Below are 22,390 nucleotides of genomic sequence, written 5' to 3' on the forward strand. Positions count from 1 at the left end.
TCGACCAAGATCCGCTGCCCCAACCGGGAGCCTCGTTGCTGTCTTACCGTGCCTCGATTCCGCTGTCCAACCACCCCCTGGCTCGCCTGGCCGAACTCATCTGCACTCGGCGCGCTGAACGTCGCTCCCGATGGCGAAGATTAGATCCGGCCCGGCAAGCGCTGCTGGTCCTGGCCCACCTGCGCAACGGCGATACCTATGCCCGCCTGGCCGCCGGGTTCGGCATCGGCACCACCACGGCCTGGCGCTACATCCGCGAAGCTGTCGATCTCCTGGCCGTGCTGGCCGACGACGTGCACGCCGCCGTCCAGCGCGCATGCCGGCTGGCCTACACCATCATGGACGGCACTTTGATCCCTATCGATCGCCTCGCCGACGAGCGGCCGTACTACAGCGGTAAGCACAAACAGCACGGGATGAACGTGCAACTGCTGGCCGACCCCGTAGGCCGGCTGGTGTGGGCATCACCTGCGCTGCCGGGCGCTGTTCATGACGTGACCGCAGCCCGGACGGTCGGTCTTGTCGACGCCCTGACCAGCGCCGGCGTGAAGACCTTCGCGGACAAGGGCTATCAAGGAGCGGGCGGCACGGTCAGGACGCCGTTCAAACGGCATCGCCATCGGCCCTGGTTGTCGCGTGCGCAGCGGGAGGTCAATCGTGCCCATGCCCGTATCCGAGCTATCGGTGAGCGTGCCGTCGCGACCTTGAAGTCCTGGAAGGTGTTGACCAAGCTGCGCTGTTGCCCGCATCGTGCGACCGCACTCGTGCAGGCGATCCTCGTACTGCAGCTTGTCGAAGAGGGCCGATACCCAAGATGAAAAGAGCTCAGTGACCCCGGCGACATCGCTTACTACCTGTGTTTCGGTCCGGCAGATACTGGCCTGGAGGAATTGGTTCGGGTCGCGGGCACCCGGTGGGCGATCGAGGAATGCTTCCAGATGGCTAAGAACGAGGTTGGCCTCGATCATTACCAGGTCCGCTCATTTCAGGCCTGGTATCGCCATGTCACCCTGTCGATGACCGCTGCGGCGTTCTTGGTGATCACCCGGGACGGCCTGCAAAAAAGGGGCTCGCGACCAGCTCTGCAACCGGCCTGATTCCGTTGACGGTCCATGAGGTGCGTCGGCTGTTCAACCGCATCACCGCACCCATCGCTCATCCGGTCGACCACATCCTTGCCTGGTCGATCTGGCGCCGGACCAGCCAAGCCCGAGCTCGGATCAGCCACCATAAACGAAGATCCCATAACAACCTGTCGTTGTCGTATTAAGGCTGTGTCACTAGGCACACGCGATTAAGACCCCCGATGGAACGATTAGTCGAGTAGGTGCTCGCGGTCGCTCAGTGTCGGTAGTTCACGCAGGTGCCGTAGCGGGGAAAGGATCAGCGGCAGGACCGGGATCGCCGCGCCGATGGCGGCCAGCCACAGTGTGGGGCGTGGTCCGAGGAGTTGGCCGAGCACGCCGCCGATGAGGGCGCCGATCGGGGTGGTGCCCCAGACGAGGAAGCGCATGGTGGCGTTCATCCGGCCGAGCAGGTGCTCGGGGGTCAATCGTTGGCGGAAGCTGACCTGGGTGACGTTGTTGACCACGACGCAGCACGAGATCACCAGGTAGGCGCAGGCGGCCGTCCATAACAGCCAGCCGGGCTGGGCCATCGGGATCAGCAGCTGGAACGGTGCGGCGATCGCGATCGGGACCCAGATCGCCGGGCCCTGGCCGATCCGTGTGGCGATCTTCGTGGCCGTCAGCGCCCCGAGGAGGCTGCCCACCGAGGCGATCGAATAAAAGATCCCGATCGTGCCGGCGGACAGGTGCAGCTCTCGGGCCAGCAGCACGAGGAGCATCGCCACCCGCGCCGCCGACAGCAGGTTGTACAGCGCGATGGACAACGCGATCGCCCGCAGCAGCCGATTGCCGAACACGAACCGCAGGCCCTCCATCACCTCGGCTCTGAGACGGGTGTCGCGCGTGCGCGCCGGCAGCTCTTCGCGGGTGTGGATCCGCCGGACGAACAGGGCCGAGGCGGCGAAGCTCAGCGCGTTCAGCGTCACGGCCAGCGGCGCGCTCACCACCTGGATCACCACGCCGGCGAGGGTCGGTCCGGCGACCTGGCCGGTGGCTCGCACGGCCTCGAGTTTCGCATTGCCCTCGACCAGATGCTCACGGCCGACCAGGTGCGGCAGGTAGCTCTGATAGGCCACGTCGAAGAACACCGTCAGCACCCCGGTCACCAGCGCGACCAGATACAGCTGGATCATGCTCAGCGCGCCCATGGCCCAGGCCAGCGGCACCGAGCCCAGCACCAGGGCGCGCCCGATATCACCGAAGATCAGTACGTTGCGCCGGCGCATCCGGTCCACCCATGCTCCGGCGGGCAGTCCGACCAGCAGGAACGCGATCGTGCCGCAGGCGGTCAATGCGCCAACCTGGAAGTTGGACGCGTCCAGCGCCAAGACCGCCACCAACGGCAGCGCCAGCAGGCTGACCTGACTGCCCAGCTGGCTGATCGTGGTGGCGATGAACAGCTGCCGAAAGCCGAAGTCGCGCAGCAGTCCCCACCGGGTTCGCGGCCCCACCATTGCACCATGGTTACGCGGTCCGGACCTGTCAACGCCCCTACGCGCCGGAGCTTCTCGGGGAGGGGTCAGGAAGAGGTGAGCTGGGCCAGTAGCGCGGCGGCGGCCGCGGCCCGGGCGGCGGTCTTGCTCGCCCCGCTGCCTTGCGCGGAGATCGGCTCCTTGCTCCCGGCCGGGTGGGTGGTGGCGGTCGCGGTGAAGGCCGGCGCATGCGATGGGCCGGTGGCCTGCAGGTGCCAGTCGATGCCGTCGATGCGGCCCTGCTGGGTCCACTCATTGAGCACGCTGACCGGATGATGCTCCCCCGGCGCCAGCACGGGCGCGCCGGAGGCCGGCGTCGGCGTCGCGGTGTGGGAGATACTCGCCGGGACGATCTGGATTCCGGCCTCTTTCAACCACGCCTTCAAGGTGAAGGTCGCCACGTGCAAGCTCTCGGCGGCCTGGCGGATGCTCAAGCCCCCCGACAGCAACGTCTGGGCGACCTCGATCACCCGCTCCCGCTCCCGACGCCGGTCGGCCTCGGTAGGCAGATCGAGGCGGGCGGCGTGTTCGGCCGCGCCCTCCCCCAGCATCTCCCCCGCCCGCACCAGGCAGGCGACGCTGCAGTACAACCCGAGCCGGATATGGCGGCCCTTGCCGCCCGGGGCGCGCTCCAGCAGGTACCAGCCGGCCGGCACCCACACACCGCGCTCGGCGCGCTGGCACACCCGGCAGAAAAACGACCGCTCGCTTTCTTGGTGCCCGCCCCGGGTGGCGGCCAGGCCGCCGCGGCGACGCGAGGCCGGAGGCGGCTGCAGCTGCTGTTGTTGTTCGTCGGTGCTCACGGCATCTCACCCTGCCAGAGACACCCCGGCCCGGCAGAACCCATAGAGGTCCGAACGGTTTCGGGGCGGAGACACGTCGACTCGCCCCCGGCCCGGAGTGTGGCCGACGCTTGCCGCCGGTCAAGTCCGCTCCCTCGCTGACGCTCGGTCGACGGACTGGACAGTCGGCCGCGCGCCAGCCGAACAGGCCGCAGGAGGGCGAACTGGGGAGCGGTGAGGGAAGAAGGGGTGCCGGGCTCGTGACCGCGATCTGTGACCAGCGTTGCTGTTGACGGCTGGGTCAGCGGCTGAGGCCTCGAACCAGCGTGGATAGGAATCGAATCGAGTCCTCGACACGGTGCTTGATCATGCGAAGGGTGGGGATGTCGAAGCGTCCTGCCGTGCCGTGTGTGTCCTTGTTGAACTGGGAGAACAGGTTCGCCCCGCCGCCTACCTGGGAGCGCGGAACTCGTTTACGGCCTGCTCAACGGTCTCCCGAAGCTCCAACCGCTGATCCAACCGCTGCCACCGAAAACGCTCCATGAGATCAGCGGGAGTCGCCGCAACAACCAGACGGCCACCAGCCACCATGACTCGCTTCAACGTAGCGATGACGGCCCCGACTCCCTCCTCATCCCAAGCGGTAATTCCCTCCAAGTCGAGAACCAAGCACGGAGGACCATCGATGTTCAAACTCACTATCTCGTCTCGTAGACGCATGGCCGGAGCAGTGTTCTGGTTGAATTCGCCTCTCACATGCAGAACGGTGCACTCGCCATGGCCCACCGGCTGAATCTCCAGCCTGGTTGCAGGTTCCTCACTCGACATGGCACATCCGCCTTCCCGTCCCTGCCCGGCCCTGTTTCATTCTGCCTCCGGCGGGGGCACTCAGCTCCGGGATGATCGCAATTGCAAGGACTGAGAGCCATAAAGCGTCCGCGGGCAGCCGGGGGCGTTGTTGCTCAGTTGTTCACTCACCTCTTCAGTGCTCACTGGCTTGAAAACAGCTCCTGTCGTGGGATCAACGATGGACGAAGTAGGCCGGGGTAGGCAGGATGATCACATGACGATGAGGGAGAAATCATGAATTTCGGTGTCTCTAGCGTGGGTTTGCTCTTCGTGCTGCTCGGTGCTCTCCTTCAGTTTCTGGTCATCTACTTCGCCGTACGCCTGGCTCTGAAACACGACCGTGAACGTGCCGAGCGTGGTTGGCCCCAGAGGTAGCAACCGCGGCCCCGGGCTGGCGTAGCGCCACTGGTCGTTTCGTTGTCGATCAACCCCCGAATCGCGATCAACGGCATGGACGAGCCCAAGGCAGGACATCGACCCCCAACACCAGGTCATCATGAGAGCATGAGACGGGTAGTGATCCTCGGTCGTGGCGGCGCGGGCAAATCGGCCCTCGCTCGCCGCCTGGGCGACGCGGCGAAGCTGCCCGTCATTGAACTGGACACTCTGTTCTGGGAGCCCGGTCTCACCGCGACGGCTCCCGGCCAATGGGCGGCTCGTCAACAGAAGCTGGTCCAGCAGGACGCCTGGATCCTCGACGGCGACCTCGGACCCTACGACACCGCCCTCGACGTGCGACTCCGGATGGCCGACACCATCATCGTGTTGGACTTTTCCTTCCCACGATGTGCCTGGCGGACGATCCGGCGAGGCCGCGAACGTGCCGACTTCTGGCGCTGGGTCTGGGCCTACCGGCGACGCAGTCTCCCCCGCGTGACGCGGGCAATCGCCGCGCATGCTTCTCACGCGGACACCCACCTGTTGCGCAACCCTCGCGCGGTCCGGCGATTCCTCGCCCAGCTTTCCAGAGACGACCAGGCCCACAACCGATAGCTGTCCCGAGATCCGGATAGCTGGACGACGGCTTCGGGGTAGGACTGGGCACTTCTCGTGTCAGTTCACGGGAGTGCTGAAGGCCGCGCGGAGGAAGGGGCTGTCACGTGGGATGGCGCCCGTGACACGGTCCCAGCTGTTTTGGTAGAGGACCACGGTGCGTCCGCTCTCGGACCGGAAGGCGTAGCAGTTCACTCCGAAGTGGCCGCCGCCGTGTCCGTAGAGGGCGATGTCGTCGGGCAGATGGTAGCCGAAGAGCCCGAGCCCGTAGCTCATGTCCAGATGCGCCGGCTGGGTGGAACGCATGGCCGCCAGCCAGGCGGGCGAGAGCAGGCGGCCGCCGAGCAGAGCGTCGAGGAAGCGCGCGACCTCCAGCGGGGTGGAGACGATCGCACCGGAGGTCCAGGCTTCCGAAGGGGTGTAATCGGTGCAGTCGATGTATGGAGACTGGGCATCCATGCGCAGATAACCGCGCACATGCGGCCCTCGGATGTGCAGATCGGTGGCCGGCAGGTCGGTCGAGGTGAGGCCGAGCGGCTGAAACAGACGCTCGGCCAGGACCTCCTGGACCCGCTGCCCGGTGACGCGCTCGACGATGAGCCCAAGCAGGATGTAATCGGTGTTGGAGTAGCGCCATCGCCGGCCCGGCTCCCACCGGTCGGGCTGGGCCAAGGCGATGTGCACCAGCTCTTCAGGCGCAAAATACCTCTGCAACCGGGCGACGTCCGGCGGATCGCCCAGCACGGCCCACACGTAGTCGGGGAGCCCGGACCGCATCCGCATCAAGTGCTCCACGGTGATCCGCTCGCCGCCCGGCAGCAGCCCGGGAAGCCAGCGGTCGAGGGTGTCGGTCAGTGACAGCCGACCCTGTTCCGCCAGCTGCAGCACCACCGTGGCGAGATAGGGCTTGGTCACACTCGCGATGCGGAAGCGGTCGCCGGCCTCGATCGGGCGCGGGCGATCCAGATCGGCGGTACCCACGCTGCCGGTGAACACCACCTCGCCGGCGTCCGCCACGAGCGCGAACAATCCCAGGCCGCGTCCTGCCGCCAGCTCCTCCAGCGCAGCCTGTAAATGATCCACTTATTGACTCCTGGGGGATCGACGTCGTATGCCGGGCTCACCAGAGCTCGGCATCGGATGGGAACCGGCGTAGGAAGCGTTCGACGGCGACGACTCAGCCGCGAGGGGCACAGGGTACTTCTGACGGCCCTGTCCTCGGAGCGACACAAAGGCTCAACAAGGTAGACAGCGTGACGTGATCTTACGTGCTTTCGGGACGATGTGCTGTTCAGCCTCGGATACGTCGCACACGACACCAGCGACCACGAGGGCGCGTGGTGGGTGATTGACTTCCCAGTGGCTCACACGGACGAAGACACGCCGCCGCCACCGTCACGTCATCATCGTGCGATGCGACGCCGTGACGCCGAAATGGCTGGCTGGGAAGCGCAGGACGACTACTACGGCGAGCATCCCCGGCCGCCCAAGGTGACCGGCAGCCGTTCACTGACATTAAGTCCGCGCGACCCACTGACAACAATCGGCTCTGGCCCGCTCTCGATGATTAGTGACTGAGGGTGAGTTCGGAGAGAGCTCGGAGAGTGCTGGGCGCATACCGTCGTTGATCGCGGTTTCGTAACGGGTCGCACATACAAGCGGCCGCTCGTCAACGATCTGGTTTGTCGAGAACCCAATCACCAACGAGCGGCCGTGGAGTCAATTGTGCTGCATTCCCCGGCGGGCGACGATGCCTGCTGCCTTCACCTGTTCTGCCCTGCCCTCAAGGACGTGCACGTCCAGGGTGTTGAGGACCACGGTGACACCGTGCTGATCACGGCGCGGACCATGGCAGCCGAAGCCGAGTGTCCGCAGTGTGGTCTGTCCTCGGCCCGGGTGCACAGCCGGTACCGGCGGACTGTGTGGGACTTGGCGGCGGGTGGACGGCCGGTCATGGTCGCACTGCAGGTGCGCCGGTTCTTCTGCGGTGCGTCCGCCTGTGAGCGGGAGATCTTCGCCGAGCAGGTTGACGGACTGACGCAACGACATGCCCGTCGCACCGGCGCGTTACGTGCTCTGCTCACCTCGATCGCGATAGCGCTGGCCGGGCGGGCCGGTGCTCGCCTGGCCGCCGTAGCCGGCGTGCCCGTGGGCCGCTCCACGCTGTTGCGAATGCTGCGGGCACTGCCCGATCCGGAGGTCGGGGAGGTCACGGTGCTGGGCGTCGATGACTTCGCCAAGAAGCGGGGAAACTCCTACGGCACCATCCTGGTGGACATGGACACCCACCGTCCTATCGATCTGCTGGACGGCCGAACCGCCGGCGACCTGGCCGCCTGGCTGAAGGACCGTCCCGGGGTGCAGGTGATCTGCCGGGACCGGGCCGGCTCCTACGCCGACGGCGCCCGGGAGGGTGCTCCCGAGGCCGTCCAAGTCGCAGATCGCTTCCACTTGTGGCAGAACCTCGCCCAGGCGTTGGAGAAAACGATCCGCGCTCACCGGTCCTGCCTGCAGGAAGCCCCCGAAGCAGGCACCGTGGCCGAGGACGAGACCGGCGGCCAGGTCGAACCCGTCGAGCGACCCACGTCCCTGGACTCCTACGGCAACGAGCGGCCGATAGTGGCGCGGACTCGGGAACGCTACGCCCAGGTGCAGATCTTGAGGAGCAACGGCGCGTCCCTGAATGCGATCAGCCGTGAACTCGGCCTGGCGTTTCGCACCGCCCGCAAGTTCGCAGGTGCCACCAGCGTGGAGGAGCTCCTGGCCCCGACGCTCAACCGCTCCAGCAAGCTGGATGCGTTCAAGCCCTACCTGACCCGGCGGTGGAACGAAGGCTGCACCAACGCCACCCAGCTGCACCAAGAGATTCAAGCCCAGGGCTGGACCGGTAACCGGCGCGCGGTCCAAGGCTGGCTGACTCCGTTGCGCGGATACCAAAAAGTACAGCCCGCGCCCTGCCCGCCGCCCAAGCCCCGGCACATTACCGGATGGATCATGTCCCATCCCGACCACCTGACAGCCGGCAGCCACGTTCAGCTGAAAGAGGTCCTCGGCCGCTGTCTCGAACTCGACACCGCCGCCAGACACATCCGCAGCTTCGCCACGATGATGACCAACCGCGATGGTCACCTGCTCGACGACTGGATCGCCGAGACCGCGGCGGGAAGCTCACCCCAGCTGGCCGCCTTCGCCACCGGCCTGCGACGCGACCACGCCGCGGTGACCGCCGGACTGTCCCTACCTCACAGCAGCGGTGCCGTCGAAGGCATCGTCAACAAGATCAAGTTTCTGAAAAGGCAGATGTTCGGCCGCGCCAACTTCGATCTCCTGCGCATCCGAGTACTCCACTATCGCTGACCCGCACACCACGCTCGGTCACCTCGATCATCGGATTTACCCGAGATCGCCCTTCAAAAAGAGACCCTTGCGATTGAGGCGCCGGAGCCGGGCTTGTGGTGGGGAGTCAGGCGAGCGATGGGGAACTCGCGACGCCGCACGATCTCGTGCCGTTCGTTGAGGGAGGTGTGTCTGAGCAGCCGGTCGAGGAGTGAGGCGCGTTCCACGTCGTCGGTCAGCACGGCGATATCAACTGCGACGTGCTGACCTGGGGTGAACTCGGCGGACACGCTGGTAGCGGCGCGCAGGGCCGTCAGCTCGTCAGCCTCTGCCTCGTCAGCCAGAATTATGTAGTCGTCGCCGTCGGGCAGGTAGCCGACAATCACGGTTTTGCCCATCGGCGCGTCCGTCTCGGTGATGGTGAGCATGACGCCCGACCTGCCCTGGAATCGGTAGAGCACTACACGACTCCGCGAGGCCCAGAACACCATCTGATTGACACGGCCGATAGCCGAGAGAATCACCGTCTCGATCACATGACGCACCGCAGATCCCCTTCGCGAAGTCGGGTCTTCTCTGGCTCCCGGAAAGCATGGCACCTCGTGCCTGGGACGACCATCATCTGACCGACGCCTCCGTCACCCGAATGAGGTTCGATCCAGGCACCAGCCACGCTCCTCACGTTCCGTAATTCGATCATCGAGAGCGGGCCAGAGCCCAACAATCCCGCGCACCCACTGACATCATTTCCGCGTGCAACAGTAAGTCTGGAACCTGAAGAGATGACCCGCACCGGACAATCGTTGTCCGGTCCGGGTGAAGGTTTCCACTGATCGCGATGGCGAACTGGATGATTTTGTCGATATCGCTGGGGCGCAGGATGATCGCGTCGCTGGGGTGCGTTCAATTCCAGCTGGATAGTCCCACCATCCCATCTAGCGGCAGGACCGGTTCGCGCGCTTCTGAGTCGCGTTATCTTTACGCTGTGATCCGCGCCGTGGCGATTGATGTGGACGACACCCTCTGCCTGACCGAGGCGGTGTGTTTCGAACTGGAGAACGAGGTGTTAGCGCGAATCGGCCGCGAGCCGATGCTACGTGCTGTGCACATGTCGACGTGGGGACAACCCCTGCTCGACGCGATGTCACAGCGCTCACCAGGCGTGAACCTTGAGAGTTTCACGGCTGTTTATCAAGTTGCGCTCCGAGAGTACGTAGCAGATGGCCGGCTGGATGTCGTCGCGCCGGAAAACCTCCAAGCACTCGACAAGCTTGCCATCGCAGGACGCAGCATCATGCTGTTGACGTCGCGCACCGAGGCGGAGGTAGAGCACCTGCTTGCTCCAGACCACGTGCTCGCTGACCGGCTCACCGCCGTCTACCACGGGGGCAACATGCGCTTCAGCAAGCCTGACGCTCGCGCCTTCGACGAACTCCTTGCAGCCGCTGGGCTACAGCCCGGCCAATGCCTGTACGTTGGTGACTCCCCCAGCGATGCACAGGCCGCCAACGGCGCTGGCTTGCGCTTCATCGCGTGCCTGCAAAGCGGCGTCAGGCAGCGCGATGACTTCGATGCTTACCATGTCGACGCGTTCATCGACGTATTCCCGGACGTGGTCGACGCCGTAGCGCACCTCGAAAGCAGCCATATCCAGGGTTAGCAGTTACAAGATCGTTTAATTAACAGACCCGACTTCGGCGCCTTCGTCCGTGTTGAAGACTCGCTCCACGGCTTCGAGGGACTCCTGCCCAACTCCGAACTGGCCGACAGCACTGCCCTTTGTAGGGACAGAACCGGCGGACCGGCTGTCCCGTCTCCCGCGGTGCCGCCCACGCCTCCGTGAGCTCCTGCCGGACTTCCACTCCGTTCGCCGTCACGTACGCGAACTCGAAGTCATCAACCGGCCGTATAGCTCCGCCCGGCATCACAGACAACTCAGCCACACAACGCATCTTGGGCTATCAGCAGTCGCCGGGTCGCAGCCCTAATCCGAACGTTGCAAGATCCCTCGCAAGGTAAGTCCGGAACTCGCAAGGTTCACCCGGACGGGACAATCGTGTACACACCTGATGCAATTGCTCACAGAAGTTTCAACACCAGCAAGATATGTGATCCGGCGCCGGATCACTTCGGGGGCTTTCGCCCTGTTGATCTCCTCTCCTATCGTCGGCGAGGAGATGTCCCGCCGTGGGCGGGTCGCTCCGCTGGGGGTTGAGGGGGAAGCCGGATGACGGAGGGCGATCGGGACGAGAGCGCGGGCCGGTCGCTCAGAGAGCGGCAACCTGTTCGGCAGAGGCGGCAGCAGGGCGGGCGGCCGCACAAGCATTCGGTGCGGATGTCGCAGGAGGAGCAGGCCGTCGTCGAGGCGCGGGCCGGGCAGGCGGGGGTGAGCGTGCCGCGGTTTCTGGTCGAGGCGGGGTTGGCCGGGGACGCGGCGACCGCGTCGCAGTTGCGTGCCAACGCCGCGGAGCTGCTGGCCGCGCGCCGGTTGGTGGCCGCGGTCGGGGTCAATCTCAACCAGCTGGCCAAGGTGGCCAACGCCACCGGGGAGGTGCCGGCGGCGTTGGAGGCGACGATGGTCGCGACGCTGCAGTTTTTGAACCGGCTGGACGCGGCGGCCGCCGTCTACGGGGCGTTCGGCCTGCCGTTCGGCCGTCGCGCCGAGGCCGGGGACGCCGGCCTGGACATCGAGGTCGAGCAGGGCCAGGAGCACGGCCGAGATGGGGGCCGGGACCGGTGAACAACTTCATCTCCGCTCGGCGTGGCAGTAGCCCCGGCGGGCTGGTGCGCTACCTGTTCGGGCCCGGCTCCAGCCAGGAGCACACCGATCAGCGGATCATCGCGGCCGATGTGACGCTGGGGCTCGCCGAGGGAACCCGGCTGGATCACCTGGTCGACGCCGAGGCCATCTACGCGCTGGGCCGCGACATGGATTCGCACCGAATCTTGCTCGGGGTCGCGCCGCCGGGCGGGTGGGTGTGGCATTGCGCGATCTCGCTGCCGCCGGAGGAGTCGCTCCAGGGGCGTCGGCTCGGTGATGAGCAGTGGGCCGACATCGCCCGCACCGCGATCAGTCGGATGGGGTTCGACGAGGCGGTCGGCCGGGCGCCGTGCCGGTGGATCGCGGTGCATCACGGCCGCTCGGTCGGCGGCAACGACCACATCCACCTGATGGTGAACCTGGTGCGCGAGGACGGCACGCTGGCCTCGACCTGGAATGACCGGCGCACGATGAGCCGGGTGTGTGCGGACATGGAGCGCCGCTACGGGCTGGCGGCGGTGGAGGGACGGACCGGGCGGGGCATGCCGGGGTATTCCAAGGCCGAACACCAGCGGATGCGCGCCGGGCAGGTCCCTGAGCGGCAGCGGATCGCCCGCCTGGTGCGCTCGTGCGCGCTCATCTCCGCCGATGAGGCGGAGTTCGTGCGCCGGGCCCGCCGCTCGGGGCTCTCGGTGCGCGCCCGCTACAGCAAGAACAGCCAGGAGGTGGTCGGCTACAGCGTCGCCCTACGCGGTCAGGCGAAGGACGGCCAGGACCGGCCGGAGATGAAGGACCGGCGGGTGTGGTTCGGCGGCGGTCGGCTCGCGGCCGACCTGAGCTTGCCGCGGCTGCGCGAGCACTGGCCGGCCCCCACCGCCGAGAGCGCGGCCAAGGCGCTGGCGCAGTGGAGACGGGAGGCCGACGTGGCCGGCCCCAAGGAAGCCGACGAGCGGGCCGCCTATGGGACCGCGGCGTGGGGCCAGGCCGTCGCCCGGGTCGACGCCGTCACCGCCCAGCTCGGCAGCAGTCGGCTCCAGGACGTGGCGCTGTGGTCGAGCGCGGCCCGGCACGCCGCCGCGCTGATGGCCGGATTATCGGACCGGATGGAACACCAGGGGCCGGGCCCGATCGCCGCGACGGCCGACCTACTGGCGCGAGCCGCGCAAACTCCGGCTCACCCCGATCGGCGCCTGGTGCGCCGCGGCGGCCTGGCCGATCTGCGCGGGGTGGCGATGGTGATCCGGCACGCCCGCACCTCCCTGGGGATGACGCTGTTGCTGCTGGCCGTGGTGGCGTTGGCGCATGCGATCTGCCTGTGGCAGGCCGCGGCGGAGCGGCCCCGGCTGGCCGCCGAACTGGACGCGGGCCTGGAGCGGGTGCGTGCCGCGTATCCGCCGCCCAGCGCCCGGGAACTCGCGGCCCATCTGGGGTCGTCGACCGCGCCCGCCCCGCCAATGGGCCCGCCCGGCACCGACCCGGCCGCGCGGGCCAGGCCCGCGGTGCGCCGCGATCGGGGCGGGCCGTCGCAGGGACGCGGCCGGTAGACCACCGAAGATCACGAAGGCAGCAGTCCACGAGTAGGAAGCGGAATTTCACGACCGATACGAACCAGGCTGATCATCACTAAGCCATCAGCAGAGAAGGCATCGAGCCGTACCGACAAGCACGCAGGACAACGAAAAGCGCCACAAGGCCATCAAAAAGTAGTGCTAAGGTATCGACGCTTTCGCGTCGATACGTCCGGGACGAAAAGGAGCGCGATGCCCACCGAGCCGCAGCCCGATGTCCCGGTCGAGGTGCACGTCTACGAGCAACTGCTGGGCCGTTCCTGCGGCTGGTGCCGGCAGCACGTGTCCTACTCCGGGCGCGGCCGCCCGGCCTCTTATTGCTCGAAGTCGTGCCGCAACCGGGCCTGGGAGGTGCGCTCGGCCGAGGCCCGGCTGCAGCGCGACATCGCCACCGGCGCGGTGCGCACCGGGCCGGTGCGCGAGGTGATCCGCGAGACCGTCGTGCAGACTCGCCTGGTGCCCGAGCCCGCCGCGCAGCCCCGCGTCGAGACGACGACGGTGGTGCCGGCGACGGCGAACGCGTGGCGGGTGCACCTCGATGAGCTCACCCGGCAGCTGCGCGAGGGCGAACTGGGCCGCCAGCACTGGCACCACGAAAAGCTCTACCGGGCCCTGATCGACGTGGTGGCCGCGCTCGGCGAGGCCTACCCAGGCGGCATCGAGCACCTGCAGCGCAACGCCTCCCGCCGCTCCCGGTGACCGTGGTCACGGGCTCCTCGCGGTGGCGGCATGTCAGACAGCGGCGCCGCTTTCCCCCACCTTGCGAGGGGCTCACCGGGCGGTCCGATGCGTTCCGGCGGGGGCCACGACCACGGCGCCGGTGCGATTTGTGGAACCGTTCGCGATCGCCACTTCGGTGCCCGCCGTGATGGTTGACGGCGATCGACGCCACGCCAACTCCTTCGTCGCCGGCGTGCCACCGAGCCACGACGTCGCCCTGGTGCTCAACGACAACGCGAGGCGAGGCCTCGCCGACGGTCCGAGGCGGTCTCGGTGCGAGCTCGGAACTCATCCATCGCTGCTGCCTTTTTCGGGATCAGCGTGGTCGACAGGGTCGACGGGTCGCAGCATCAAAAGCATGATGGCCAGCACGATGGGCCTGGAGATGATCTCAAATGGCGAGCCGCCGGCCTCCCACTGGATGATGGTGGACAGAGCGATCAGACCCCATGCGGCGATGAGGATTCGGCGCGCGCTGTAGCCGCGTCGCCAGTCCAGTCCGGCCTGCAGCGCCAGCGCGATGGGGGACAGGGTCAGCCAGAGCGCCACCAGCCACGCCCAGAACGCCGACTGGCCGATCCCCTGCGGCGACTCTGCCCATGCCAACAGGTCGGTGAGCGAGAGCCACACCATCAGCACCGCTCCCAGCACGATGACCACACCCTGAGTGGTCAGCCGCACCCGCCGGAGCCACTTCGACTCGATCGGCGACGTCTCACTCATCGGGGACTCCCCTCCGCGACAAGATGACGGTCGCGATCACCTTTGACGTCGAGCTAACCGCATCACGGTTGGTGCCGGTGGGCAAGCGAGGCAACCCGGCGGACTTCCGCGGTGGCGGCCGCCGACGCATTCGACCACAGGATCGACACCGAGTTCGGCGAGCCGCCGATGGCGACCAGGTCACGATGCGATGGAGTCCCGGTGCAAAAAGTGAGATCGGCGCACAATGACGTTCCCGTCCCCTTCTCCGGATTAGCGACAGAGGCTAAGCACGGCAGTTCGTGGTTACTCTCCGTTGCGGGCTATGCAGGGACTCCGAGGATAGGCATCCCGAGATGGATGGGCTTGCCATCTTGGGTGCGGTTAATCCGGTCGAGGGTGGTGAGCTTGGCCTTGGCCGCGTCGAGGCTGACCTGGAGGGCTTGGACTTCACCGAGCCAGTTGTTGGCGGTGGCCGCCTCGATGCGGTCGGCGAGATTATCGATGATCCCGACGAGATGGCCTCGCCGACGGGGGTCGACTCGCAGCATCGGGCACCGAACACAGGCTTAACTTAAATGATCTTGGTCAGTGTGCGATGAGGGACGGGGCTCGATCTGTTGCGCTGAGCAGTTGAAGGGATCTCTTCGGTTCCCGCGGCTTCGGAGCGTCGAAGACTTTGTCACCCTTGTGTGCGGAGGGCGCCGATCGGGTCACCAGATCCCGAGTTCGTGTGCGAGATGGTCTGCCTCGCAGGCCCATTGGGCACAGAGTGAGAGCCCGGCGGCTCGGGCGGCGTAGCGGGCGTCTGCGTCGACGGTGGTGTCGCCGCCGTAGTCGGTGTGCTGGTCGGCTGAAGCCCTTTCGAGGCTTCTGGCGGTGAGCCAGTCATATTTCACCGCGGAGGCGCAGATCCCGAGCCTCACCAGGCGCTCGTCGCCGGCCCAGCCGGCCTCATTCAGGCCTTCGAGGTAGGCCCGGGTGGCCTGGCGATCGAGGTCGCCGAGCAGTTGGTGGGGGATGAGCAGGTCGAAGACGGAGTCGGGGATGAGGTTGCCGATGTCTTCGCCCAGGGCGCCGTCACCGACGAAGGCCCAGTCGAGCAACACCACTTCGCCGGTCGGGCGTCGGATGATGTTGTTGGGCCAGGCGTCCAGGTGGCAGACGGTGCGGGGCAAGGTCTGCATGAGCGACAACAGGCGTTCCTGGTTGAGGTGCAAGTGGCGAAGCCCCTCGCGAAGCTCCGGCGGGAAGTGGTCTTTGATCAGTTGCTGGGACCACGCTCGGTCCTCTTCGAGGAGACGCCAGTCCGCAGGTCGGGAAGTGCTGTAGTCCCGGAGGAAACCTCGGCTGAGCCATGGGTATTCAGGAAGGTCTTTGCGTCCCTGGCTGCGACCGAGCGCCCGGGCGGTCTCAACGAGGTCTTGGACGGACAACTGTGACGAGTGGTGGCCTTGCACGTCCTCCAGCAGCAGTTCGATCTCCTCGTCGCTGACTTCCCGAATGTCGAGGACCGTCGGTGCGCCGAGGCCGAGCTGTCGGGGGAGGCCGGTGTCGTAGGCAAGTGCCTCTCGACGCCAGTAGTTCCAGTGTGCCGGGTCAGCTGAGGAGGCCCAGTGGCCAGGGGCGTCATCGCGGCGATGGGTGAGGACCTTATGGACGATGTTGCCGTCCCGCCAGATACCGCCGGTCACTCCGTTGAGTCGGTTGTGGGTCAGATGCTGGAGGGACATTCAGTCATTCTAAAGGTCCTGTGGTTCCTCGCTCCGGGAGGAAAGCGGCGAACACGGCAAAACTCCGCGGAATCTCGCGGACCGTTGCGGAGCCTCGCGGAAATGTCGGTCTCTCCAGATAGTCTTACCGCAACAGACCGCACATTACGTTGCGGCACAGCAAGGGCTCCGATCCGACGTTGCGGGAAGAACCGGAGCCCCGCTGCCTACGGGCCTGGGAGGCGAACGCCTACCTGGGCCCGCTTGCGTTGACCCACCAGTCCACGACGATCAAGAGCGCTCGGATCGCGAGCGGTCCCCAGTCGTCGAGGGCCAGCTTCTTCTTACGGCGCCGCCTGTGAGCAGCCATGGGAGATCTCTCCTTACTGGGCCCCATCGTCCCGGGGGATCAACCGAGGGGCCCGTCCGGTCGACCCCCGCGGGAGACCGACCGTTCATGACTGCCGCTTGGCGGCAGACAAAACGGTATCGTCGCGGGCCGACAAAAAACCGCACCTTCGCCGACGAACCCGGAGATGTCGAAGAACGCCGAGCCGTGGGATGTAGCACGAAAGAAAGATCACCAAGCGGGTGACTGAACGTTAGTGTCGTTGGTTGTCGCTGTATGTCGTTGGCTGCGTTGCGGAGATCGGGTCCACAGGAAGAGCCCAGTTCTCCCCCCGTTCCCTGGACGCGCCATTGATGTGATGAAGATCACATCGAGAGTCGGAGTGCGGCTTGGACCACATCGCTGGGACGCCGCGGGAAAGGTGGTCTTTCGAATTGCGTCGCGCCAAGCGCCACGAGAGGGTCAGTGCGCGGGCGTTCGGCTCATCGTGCTCTGGGAGATGGCATTTCAGGAGCAGATGATCAGCGAGAGTGAAGGACGCGACGTTGTCGCCCGCGGCGCGTACTGTGCCCGCTCATGAGTACATTTCGATCTCAGCGGCTGGAGAAGCTGCTGGGCACGCAGATCACCGCCGAATCCCTCACCTGGGAACATCTCGTCACGCTCAAGGACGTCAAGGTCCGTGAAGCGGCCGACCTGGATTACAAGATCATGTACGGGGCCCAGCCGAGCGACCGCCACAAACCTGGCGGCGACGTCGCGGCAATGGCCAACACCCAGGGCGGGCTCATCATCATCGGCGCTGAGGAGGACAACGACGCGCAGCTCACCGACCTGCCCGGCGTTGCCTTATCCGATAAGGAGCACACTCGCCTGCTCAGCCTCATCGGCGACCACGTCCACCCGTACGCGGAGTTCGAGGTGATCCCCGTCCCCGATCCTGAGCGCGACGGCATCGGCTGCTACGTCATCGCCGTTCCCCGCAGCCCCCGGACACCGCACGGTGTCCTGATCAACGAGGGCTACCGGTGGCCACGACGTATCGGCCACAAGACCACCAACATGTCCGAGCCGGAGCTCGCCACCAGGTACCGGGCACGGTTCGCCCTTGCCCACGATCAGCTGGGCCGCGTCGACGACATCGAGAGGGTCGCGCGAAACCGGTGTGCTATTCGCTCGGGGGGCTGGGTGGTGGTGTCTTTCGTGCCGGACCTGCCCGGTGACATGGTCGTCAACTGGAACACCTTCACCGCCTTCAAGCAGGAGTTCGGCGACAAGGATCCGGTGCTGCTGTCGGGCGGCTTGAACGCCTGGGAGCACACCACCCCCGGTCCCCGCTGCCTGATACTGGACACCGGTGTCGATCTCGGGCACGACGACCAGGTGAAGATACGCACCGCCCAGTTGTACACCGATGGTGCCGGCGTGTTCGCCATGCACCTCGTCGACGCCAACAAGGAGGCCCGCCGCGCCAAACCAGAGGAGAACCTGCCCTGTCGTCTCGGTGAGCAGTCCCTCATGATCGCTGTGCTGTCCGGCGTCCGGTTTCTCGCCCGGTACGCGCGTGACTATGCCTACGCCGGGGGGGATGCGCTGATTCGTGTGAGGGTCGGAGACGCCGAGCCGGTGAGTATGGACCTCGGCACGATGGCGTCCGGGATAACGACGCGGCTGGGGCGGTTCGTCCGGCTCGGGGCGACCGCGGAACGGGCCGCCCCGTTGGACGAACTCGCCGACGACACCCCTCAGTTGGTGGCCACCGCCGCGTACCTGGTTGGAGACATCATGCGCTCCTTCGGCCACCCCGATGTCCTGCACATCACCACCGACGGCCAGGTTGCCCCAGACCGGTGGGGCAAGAACGCGGCCTTGATACGCTCCTGGGCCGAGACGGCGGGCATCGAGACGGTCTAGACCCGTGGTCAAGTGCGTTTAGGGGCTGGTGGCCATAGCCGTTAACGGCAAGCCGCCACCCCCGGTGGAGAGGGCTGATGACTGAGGAGAGTGCGCCTGGCCTGTACGAGGCGCTGGCCACGATTGCCGCAGCGGCGCGAGCCGCCTACGCAGACGGTTCCAACCTGCGGGTGCGCTCCTCGGGCATCGTGCACGCGGTCGTGATGACGCGCTGGCTAGGCGGGGAGCGGATGCCCGGCCTGGCCTGCATGGTCGGGGGAGCGGTTGGGATCCGGGCGCGGCGCATCCGGGCCGGGGCGCGGTCACCTGCCGACGCTGCCTGAAGCTGATCCGAGGCCCCCAGGAGACCGGCAGCCAGCCGCGCCCTGATCGCTCCTGACGCCAAGGAGGCGTGCGAGAGGGCGCTAGATCTTCACTTTCTCGAGCGGCCGGATCGCCGACCACGGCGGCGATCTGAGCGAAGGTCACCTTGTCCAACGGTGCGCCAAAAGATCGTCTTTAGGCGGCGCGGGCTGTACAGTATCGCGGCGTGGTGCTCCTTCGTGAAGTCAGTGAGTTTAGCATCTACCCTTCACCCGCTGGCTGGCGTAAATCCGCAAACGTGGTGATCATGAATCCAGCGTTACGAAACTGCCCAATGATAAGAGGTCTACGGTTCAGGTCGCTCTGACCTGCCCAAATAAAGAATTGCCGTAAGGCGGCAGCGATGTTATTATCTCTCCCGTCGGGCATACATGTGCCCACTCACCGAAGCCCTTGGATCCCTAACAGGATGCAGGGGCTTTTCGCGTTTCTGCCTCTGTCCGTCTGAAAGCGGCTCCGCCTCGCGGAGTCGCTTTCGTGTTTTCTGGGAGAAAGCCATGTTCCCCCGTTCTTCATCGCTCACCGCGCTGCCCTGGCCGGTTCTGCTGATCGGTGCTTGGCTGGCGACCATCGCGGTAATCGCCCTTCTGGTGTACGCGATCGCCAAGGCGGCCATCAACAAAACCGACGCACGCGACCTGCCTACTGTTCTCCCCGTGCTCGCTCAGTTGCTCGGTGGTCTGGCGCGTCCGCTCAACCGCGCCCTCACCATGCCAGCTTCGGTCGTCTCCCCCGCCATGGTGCAGGAGGCCAGCCCGCAGGAGCAGACTGGCAGCCAAGGCATCGACGCGATAGGGACAGGACAGTGACCAGGCGACGTCGCACGATCAACGACCCCGTCTCCCGGCTTGCCCTGGACGAAGGACCGCTCCTAGCCTCCCTCTTGGAGACCCTTCCTCAACGCGAGCTTGATGCGGTCTGCATGGCCTTCGGCATCACCACAGACCCACCCATGAGCCTGCGGGAGATCGGAAGGCTGTACGGGGTCAGCAACAATGAGATCTGGCGAATCCTGAAAAAGGCTTTTGACACGTTGAGCCATCCATCCCGAAGCAGTGTGCTGCGAGTGATGGAAGAGGGTGAAGCGGTCGACATCATCGACGTCTGGCGTATGCCCAAGACCTCCGCTGTTGGGGTGACTGTCCCGCAGGCGACCGACATCATCTGGTGCTCTCACTGCCGCGAGCGCCGCTTCGCCTCCGCCAACCTTGCTTTCGGCGGCGGCCGCCCGCGCAAGTACTGCTCGAACCGGTGTCGGCAGGCGGCCTACCGAGCTCGCCGCACTCGCGCGGACTCCCCATAACTCGAGGGTTGACGAGCATCGGAACCGTGATCTTTGATCTACGGTCCGGTTGGACTTGCCACGCTCGACATCGTGGCGCGACATCCTCCATCGCAATTCTCCCCGGATAAGTAAGATTATCCGGGGAGTCTCAGTAGGATCTCCCCGGATAACATCCAGCCGGGCCCGGAGCTAACGCCGGAAAAACTCCCCGGATAATAAGGGGAGAGGTCCGGAGGGTGACCGCGAGTGCCGACACCAAGATCAACAACGGTGGCGAGGACACAACCGGCAACCAGGTTGACGAGCGGGGCGGCAATCAAGGTGGCGATCAGAACGGCGGCCCAGTCGACAACCGCATTGCCGATCGGCGAGGGATTAGCGCGGGCAACGTGGTGGCGATCCGGCCTGGCCTCGACCCGGGATCGGTGACCGCCGCCGCGGAGGTGGCGTTGGCCGCGTTCGGCACGCATCTCGATCGGTGCGCGCTGGCGGCGAACACGGTGACCGCCTACCGCCGCCAAGCGATCGCCTACCGCGACTGGCTACTCGCGCATGCGGCCGAGCACGCGGACGCGTTCGTCGACCTGGTCGGCGCCGAGGCCGCGATTACCGCCTGGCGCCGACACCTGCTCGCCGCGGGCGCGTCGCCGGCGACGGTGAATCAGGCCTTGGCGGCAGTGACGTTGCTGTATGAGCACGGGCCCGCGCTGCGCCTGGCGGTCAAACGCGCCCGGGTCCCCAAGCCTGGAGCTCCGGATGCGTTGTCGCGGGCGCAGGAGAACGCGGTGCGCCGCGCCGCCGACCGGCGCGGCCCCCGCGACTCAGCCCTCATCGCTCTGCTCCTCGGCGCCGGAGTCCGCGCCGAGGAATGCCAACGCCTGCGCGTCGGCGACATATCGATCACCGCACGCAGCGGCACCGCCCGCCTGCACGGCAAAGGCGACGAGGTCCACACCGTCCCGCTGCCGGTCCCGGCCCGCGAACGCCTGACCGCCTGGCTGCTCGCGCGCGCCGAGTTGCTGGCCGCGCGGCCCGCCCTGGCGGACGCGGTCGGCGAAGGACCGTGGGCCGGCCAGCGCGGACGGCTGTCGGTCGACGGCGTCACCGACGTGGTCCGCGCAGTCGGCAAGGATGCCGGACTGCCAGGCCTGCGCCCGCACCGACTGCGCCACACCTACGCCACCCGGCTGCGCGAAGCCGACGCCGACCACGCCCAGATCCAAGCCCTCCTCGGACACGCCTCCATCGAGACCACCGCCCGCTACTTCCGCGCCTCGGCCACCGAGGTCGCCGACCTCGTCGACCGCGCCCTCGACTACTGATCATGGGGGCAGACAAGTAAGCCGGAAAGGGCTAATAGGGCTGGTCGGGCGGTGGAGGCGGAAGTTGAGGTTTCGGCAGTGGGTAGCTGTGCCCGGTATGGGGCCGGATTGGTTCCCACAGTGATCTCGCTGCGCTGACCTGGTCAGACACCCTGAGGGGCTGAGATCATTCCGGACAGAGTTGATGTTTGTCCTACGTGCCCGCCGCCGTTGCCCCTTTCCGGCTTACTTGGTCTGCCCCTCACTGCCTTTCGCGAGCTCTGGGAGAAGACGCCACCCAGCCGGAACCGTCAGAAACGATCTTATTCAACGGCCGGTGAGAATCGCGGTTGCTCGGGTCTTCCTCGCAGGCCGATGATGGCCGATTCGGCTGCTGCCGAGGAAGAGCCCGGAGTCCCAAGAAGGAGGAACCTCGAAGGTGCGTGGCATTGCACGCGCGACGTTCTGAAGGGACGGAGCTCGAAGGAGCGCGTGGAGGGGGTCAGCGGCCTTCGAGGTCTTTCACGCGAGACTCCAGACCTTCTACGCGTTCGGCCAGCCGGCGCACCTCGGTCATCGCCTGCTGAAGTTCGGAGAACGGCTCATTCTGGTCAGGAGTCTTGACCACGTATGTGCCGCGCGTCGATTGCGTGCTGATCAGGCCATCGTGCGCGAGTTCGTCCAAGGCTCGACGGACCGTCTCGACGGCCACGCCGTAGCGCTGGGCTAACTGCCGCCGCGCCGGAAGCCGCTCGCCGAGCTTGAGTCGACCTGCCGCCACCTCTTGACGCAGGTCGTCTGCAATCTGCAGGTAGGCAGGCTGAGGATCGCTGAAATCAGGCACGGACACAACACCAAGGCTAAGCCCTTCAGCTGTACTAGGAAAGCACAGTTGAGCTATACCTAAATTGAACTAGTACAGTACTATCTACCTAGACCAATCTGATCGCCAGGCAAGGAGGAAAGGTGAGAGCGATCGCCATGGGCTGATGGCTCCGGCCTGGTGTGATGTCGGCCGTACTTTGGATCACTAGACGGATGGATGTGCGCGCATGGCAAACCAGCGGTGCGGTGTGAAGGTGATGAGAACGGCAGGGGGATCACGAGGCACTGAAGCGCGAGGCGAACCTTCTGACTTCATGAGTCAAGAACAGTA

At 66.2% G+C, this 22,390-nt stretch carries 23 protein-coding genes and 1 pseudogene; 14 read left to right on the forward strand and 10 right to left on the reverse strand.

Going from position 1 to position 22,390, the window contains the following annotated elements:
• Positions 1 to 35 precede the first annotated feature (35 nt).
• Positions 36 to 818, forward strand: a complete 783-nt coding sequence (locus J2853_RS35950) for a transposase family protein (protein ID WP_307565215.1) — start codon at positions 36 to 38, stop codon at positions 816 to 818.
• Positions 819 to 1,097 (forward strand): annotated as a pseudogene (locus tag J2853_RS35955) (IS701 family transposase); the annotation flags it as partial. It lies immediately after the preceding gene.
• 218 nt (positions 1,098 to 1,315) lie between these two features.
• Here J2853_RS35955 and J2853_RS35960 read toward each other — a convergent pair.
• The 4 genes from J2853_RS35960 to J2853_RS35970 form a co-directional block, all read right to left on the reverse strand.
• Positions 1,316 to 2,581: an MFS transporter gene (locus J2853_RS35960; RefSeq protein ID WP_307565217.1), complete on the reverse strand. Its 1,266-nt coding sequence runs from the start codon at positions 2,579 to 2,581 to the stop codon at positions 1,316 to 1,318.
• Between the two features lie 65 nt (positions 2,582 to 2,646).
• Positions 2,647 to 3,402, reverse strand: coding sequence for a putative dsRNA-binding protein (locus tag J2853_RS35965; RefSeq protein WP_307565219.1), 756 nt, complete (start codon positions 3,400 to 3,402; stop codon positions 2,647 to 2,649).
• Positions 3,403 to 3,831: 429 nt separating this feature from the next.
• On the reverse strand, positions 3,832 to 4,209 hold the full coding sequence (locus J2853_RS48040) for an STAS domain-containing protein (protein WP_370879476.1): 378 nt from the start codon (positions 4,207 to 4,209) through the stop codon (positions 3,832 to 3,834).
• A gap of 231 nt (positions 4,210 to 4,440) precedes the next feature.
• Positions 4,441 to 4,728 (reverse strand): hypothetical protein, encoded by a 288-nt coding sequence (locus tag J2853_RS35970; protein WP_307565221.1) that lies wholly within the window; start codon positions 4,726 to 4,728, stop codon positions 4,441 to 4,443.
• Between the two features lie 6 nt (positions 4,729 to 4,734).
• Between J2853_RS35970 and J2853_RS35975 the strand changes: the two genes are divergently transcribed.
• On the forward strand, positions 4,735 to 5,223 hold the full coding sequence (locus J2853_RS35975) for a P-loop NTPase family protein (RefSeq protein ID WP_307565223.1): 489 nt from the start codon (positions 4,735 to 4,737) through the stop codon (positions 5,221 to 5,223).
• Positions 5,224 to 5,283: 60 nt separating this feature from the next.
• Here J2853_RS35975 and J2853_RS35980 read toward each other — a convergent pair whose 3' ends face one another.
• Positions 5,284 to 6,306 carry a serine hydrolase domain-containing protein gene (locus tag J2853_RS35980; RefSeq protein ID WP_307565224.1) on the reverse strand — a complete coding sequence of 341 codons (1,023 nt, stop codon included), beginning with the start codon at positions 6,304 to 6,306 and terminating at the stop codon, positions 5,284 to 5,286.
• A 330-nt stretch (positions 6,307 to 6,636) separates the two neighbouring features.
• On the opposite strand from J2853_RS35980, the gene J2853_RS35985 reads away from it, so the two are divergent.
• Positions 6,637 to 6,801 carry a hypothetical protein gene (locus tag J2853_RS35985; RefSeq protein ID WP_307565225.1) on the forward strand — a complete coding sequence of 55 codons (165 nt, stop codon included), beginning with the start codon at positions 6,637 to 6,639 and terminating at the stop codon, positions 6,799 to 6,801.
• Between the two features lie 147 nt (positions 6,802 to 6,948).
• The gene (locus tag J2853_RS35990) at positions 6,949 to 8,580 is read left to right on the forward strand and encodes an ISL3 family transposase (protein WP_307565226.1); all 1,632 of its coding nucleotides are present in this window, start codon (positions 6,949 to 6,951) and stop codon (positions 8,578 to 8,580) included.
• 53 nt (positions 8,581 to 8,633) lie between these two features.
• Here the strand turns inward: J2853_RS35990 and J2853_RS35995 are convergent, their stop codons facing one another.
• Positions 8,634 to 9,104 (reverse strand): hypothetical protein, encoded by a 471-nt coding sequence (locus J2853_RS35995; protein ID WP_307565228.1) that lies wholly within the window; start codon positions 9,102 to 9,104, stop codon positions 8,634 to 8,636.
• Between the two features lie 293 nt (positions 9,105 to 9,397).
• Between J2853_RS35995 and J2853_RS36000 the strand changes: the two genes are divergently transcribed.
• The 4 genes from J2853_RS36000 to J2853_RS36015 all read left to right on the forward strand — a co-directional run bounded on the left by J2853_RS36000 (position 9,398) and on the right by J2853_RS36015 (position 13,587).
• A complete protein-coding gene (locus J2853_RS36000; RefSeq protein ID WP_307565229.1) occupies positions 9,398 to 10,219 on the forward strand; it encodes an HAD family hydrolase in 822 nt (273 codons plus the stop codon).
• Positions 10,220 to 10,786: 567 nt separating this feature from the next.
• Positions 10,787 to 11,299 carry a plasmid mobilization protein gene (locus tag J2853_RS36005; protein ID WP_307565230.1) on the forward strand — a complete coding sequence of 171 codons (513 nt, stop codon included), beginning with the start codon at positions 10,787 to 10,789 and terminating at the stop codon, positions 11,297 to 11,299.
• A complete protein-coding gene (locus tag J2853_RS36010) occupies positions 11,296 to 12,864 on the forward strand; it encodes a relaxase/mobilization nuclease domain-containing protein (RefSeq protein ID WP_307565232.1) in 1,569 nt (522 codons plus the stop codon). Before J2853_RS36005 ends, J2853_RS36010 begins: the two co-directional genes overlap by 4 nt.
• A gap of 216 nt (positions 12,865 to 13,080) precedes the next feature.
• Positions 13,081 to 13,587, forward strand: coding sequence for a hypothetical protein (locus tag J2853_RS36015; protein WP_307565234.1), 507 nt, complete (start codon positions 13,081 to 13,083; stop codon positions 13,585 to 13,587).
• 309 nt (positions 13,588 to 13,896) lie between these two features.
• On the opposite strand, the gene J2853_RS36020 is transcribed toward J2853_RS36015, so the two are convergent.
• The 3 genes from J2853_RS36020 to J2853_RS36030 all read right to left on the reverse strand — a co-directional run bounded on the left by J2853_RS36020 (position 13,897) and on the right by J2853_RS36030 (position 16,043).
• The gene (locus J2853_RS36020) at positions 13,897 to 14,331 is read right to left on the reverse strand and encodes a hypothetical protein (RefSeq protein ID WP_307565236.1); all 435 of its coding nucleotides are present in this window, start codon (positions 14,329 to 14,331) and stop codon (positions 13,897 to 13,899) included.
• Between the two features lie 302 nt (positions 14,332 to 14,633).
• Positions 14,634 to 14,861 carry a hypothetical protein gene (locus J2853_RS36025; protein WP_307565238.1) on the reverse strand — a complete coding sequence of 76 codons (228 nt, stop codon included), beginning with the start codon at positions 14,859 to 14,861 and terminating at the stop codon, positions 14,634 to 14,636.
• 162 nt (positions 14,862 to 15,023) lie between these two features.
• Positions 15,024 to 16,043: a phosphotransferase gene (locus J2853_RS36030; protein ID WP_307565240.1), complete on the reverse strand. Its 1,020-nt coding sequence runs from the start codon at positions 16,041 to 16,043 to the stop codon at positions 15,024 to 15,026.
• A gap of 904 nt (positions 16,044 to 16,947) precedes the next feature.
• Between J2853_RS36030 and J2853_RS36035 the strand changes: the two genes are divergently transcribed.
• From J2853_RS36035 to J2853_RS36055, 5 genes are all read left to right on the forward strand, one after another.
• The gene (locus J2853_RS36035; protein WP_307565242.1) at positions 16,948 to 18,285 is read left to right on the forward strand and encodes an AlbA family DNA-binding domain-containing protein; all 1,338 of its coding nucleotides are present in this window, start codon (positions 16,948 to 16,950) and stop codon (positions 18,283 to 18,285) included.
• Between the two features lie 77 nt (positions 18,286 to 18,362).
• On the forward strand, positions 18,363 to 18,608 hold the full coding sequence (locus J2853_RS36040; protein WP_307565244.1) for a hypothetical protein: 246 nt from the start codon (positions 18,363 to 18,365) through the stop codon (positions 18,606 to 18,608).
• 537 nt (positions 18,609 to 19,145) lie between these two features.
• The gene (locus tag J2853_RS36045; protein ID WP_307565246.1) at positions 19,146 to 19,457 is read left to right on the forward strand and encodes a hypothetical protein; all 312 of its coding nucleotides are present in this window, start codon (positions 19,146 to 19,148) and stop codon (positions 19,455 to 19,457) included.
• A complete protein-coding gene (locus J2853_RS36050; protein WP_307565247.1) occupies positions 19,454 to 19,951 on the forward strand; it encodes a sigma factor-like helix-turn-helix DNA-binding protein in 498 nt (165 codons plus the stop codon). Before J2853_RS36045 ends, J2853_RS36050 begins: the two co-directional genes overlap by 4 nt.
• Before the next feature lie 218 nt (positions 19,952 to 20,169).
• The gene (locus tag J2853_RS36055; RefSeq protein WP_307565249.1) at positions 20,170 to 21,255 is read left to right on the forward strand and encodes a tyrosine-type recombinase/integrase; all 1,086 of its coding nucleotides are present in this window, start codon (positions 20,170 to 20,172) and stop codon (positions 21,253 to 21,255) included.
• Between the two features lie 481 nt (positions 21,256 to 21,736).
• On the opposite strand, the gene J2853_RS36060 is transcribed toward J2853_RS36055, so the two are convergent.
• Entirely contained in the window at positions 21,737 to 22,078 is a 342-nt protein-coding gene (locus J2853_RS36060) for a GntR family transcriptional regulator (protein ID WP_307565251.1), read from the reverse strand.
• Between the last annotated feature and the right edge of the window lie 312 nt (positions 22,079 to 22,390).

The organism is Streptosporangium lutulentum, assembly GCF_030811455.1.
In the GTDB taxonomy this organism is placed as follows: domain Bacteria; phylum Actinomycetota; class Actinomycetes; order Streptosporangiales; family Streptosporangiaceae; genus Streptosporangium; species Streptosporangium lutulentum.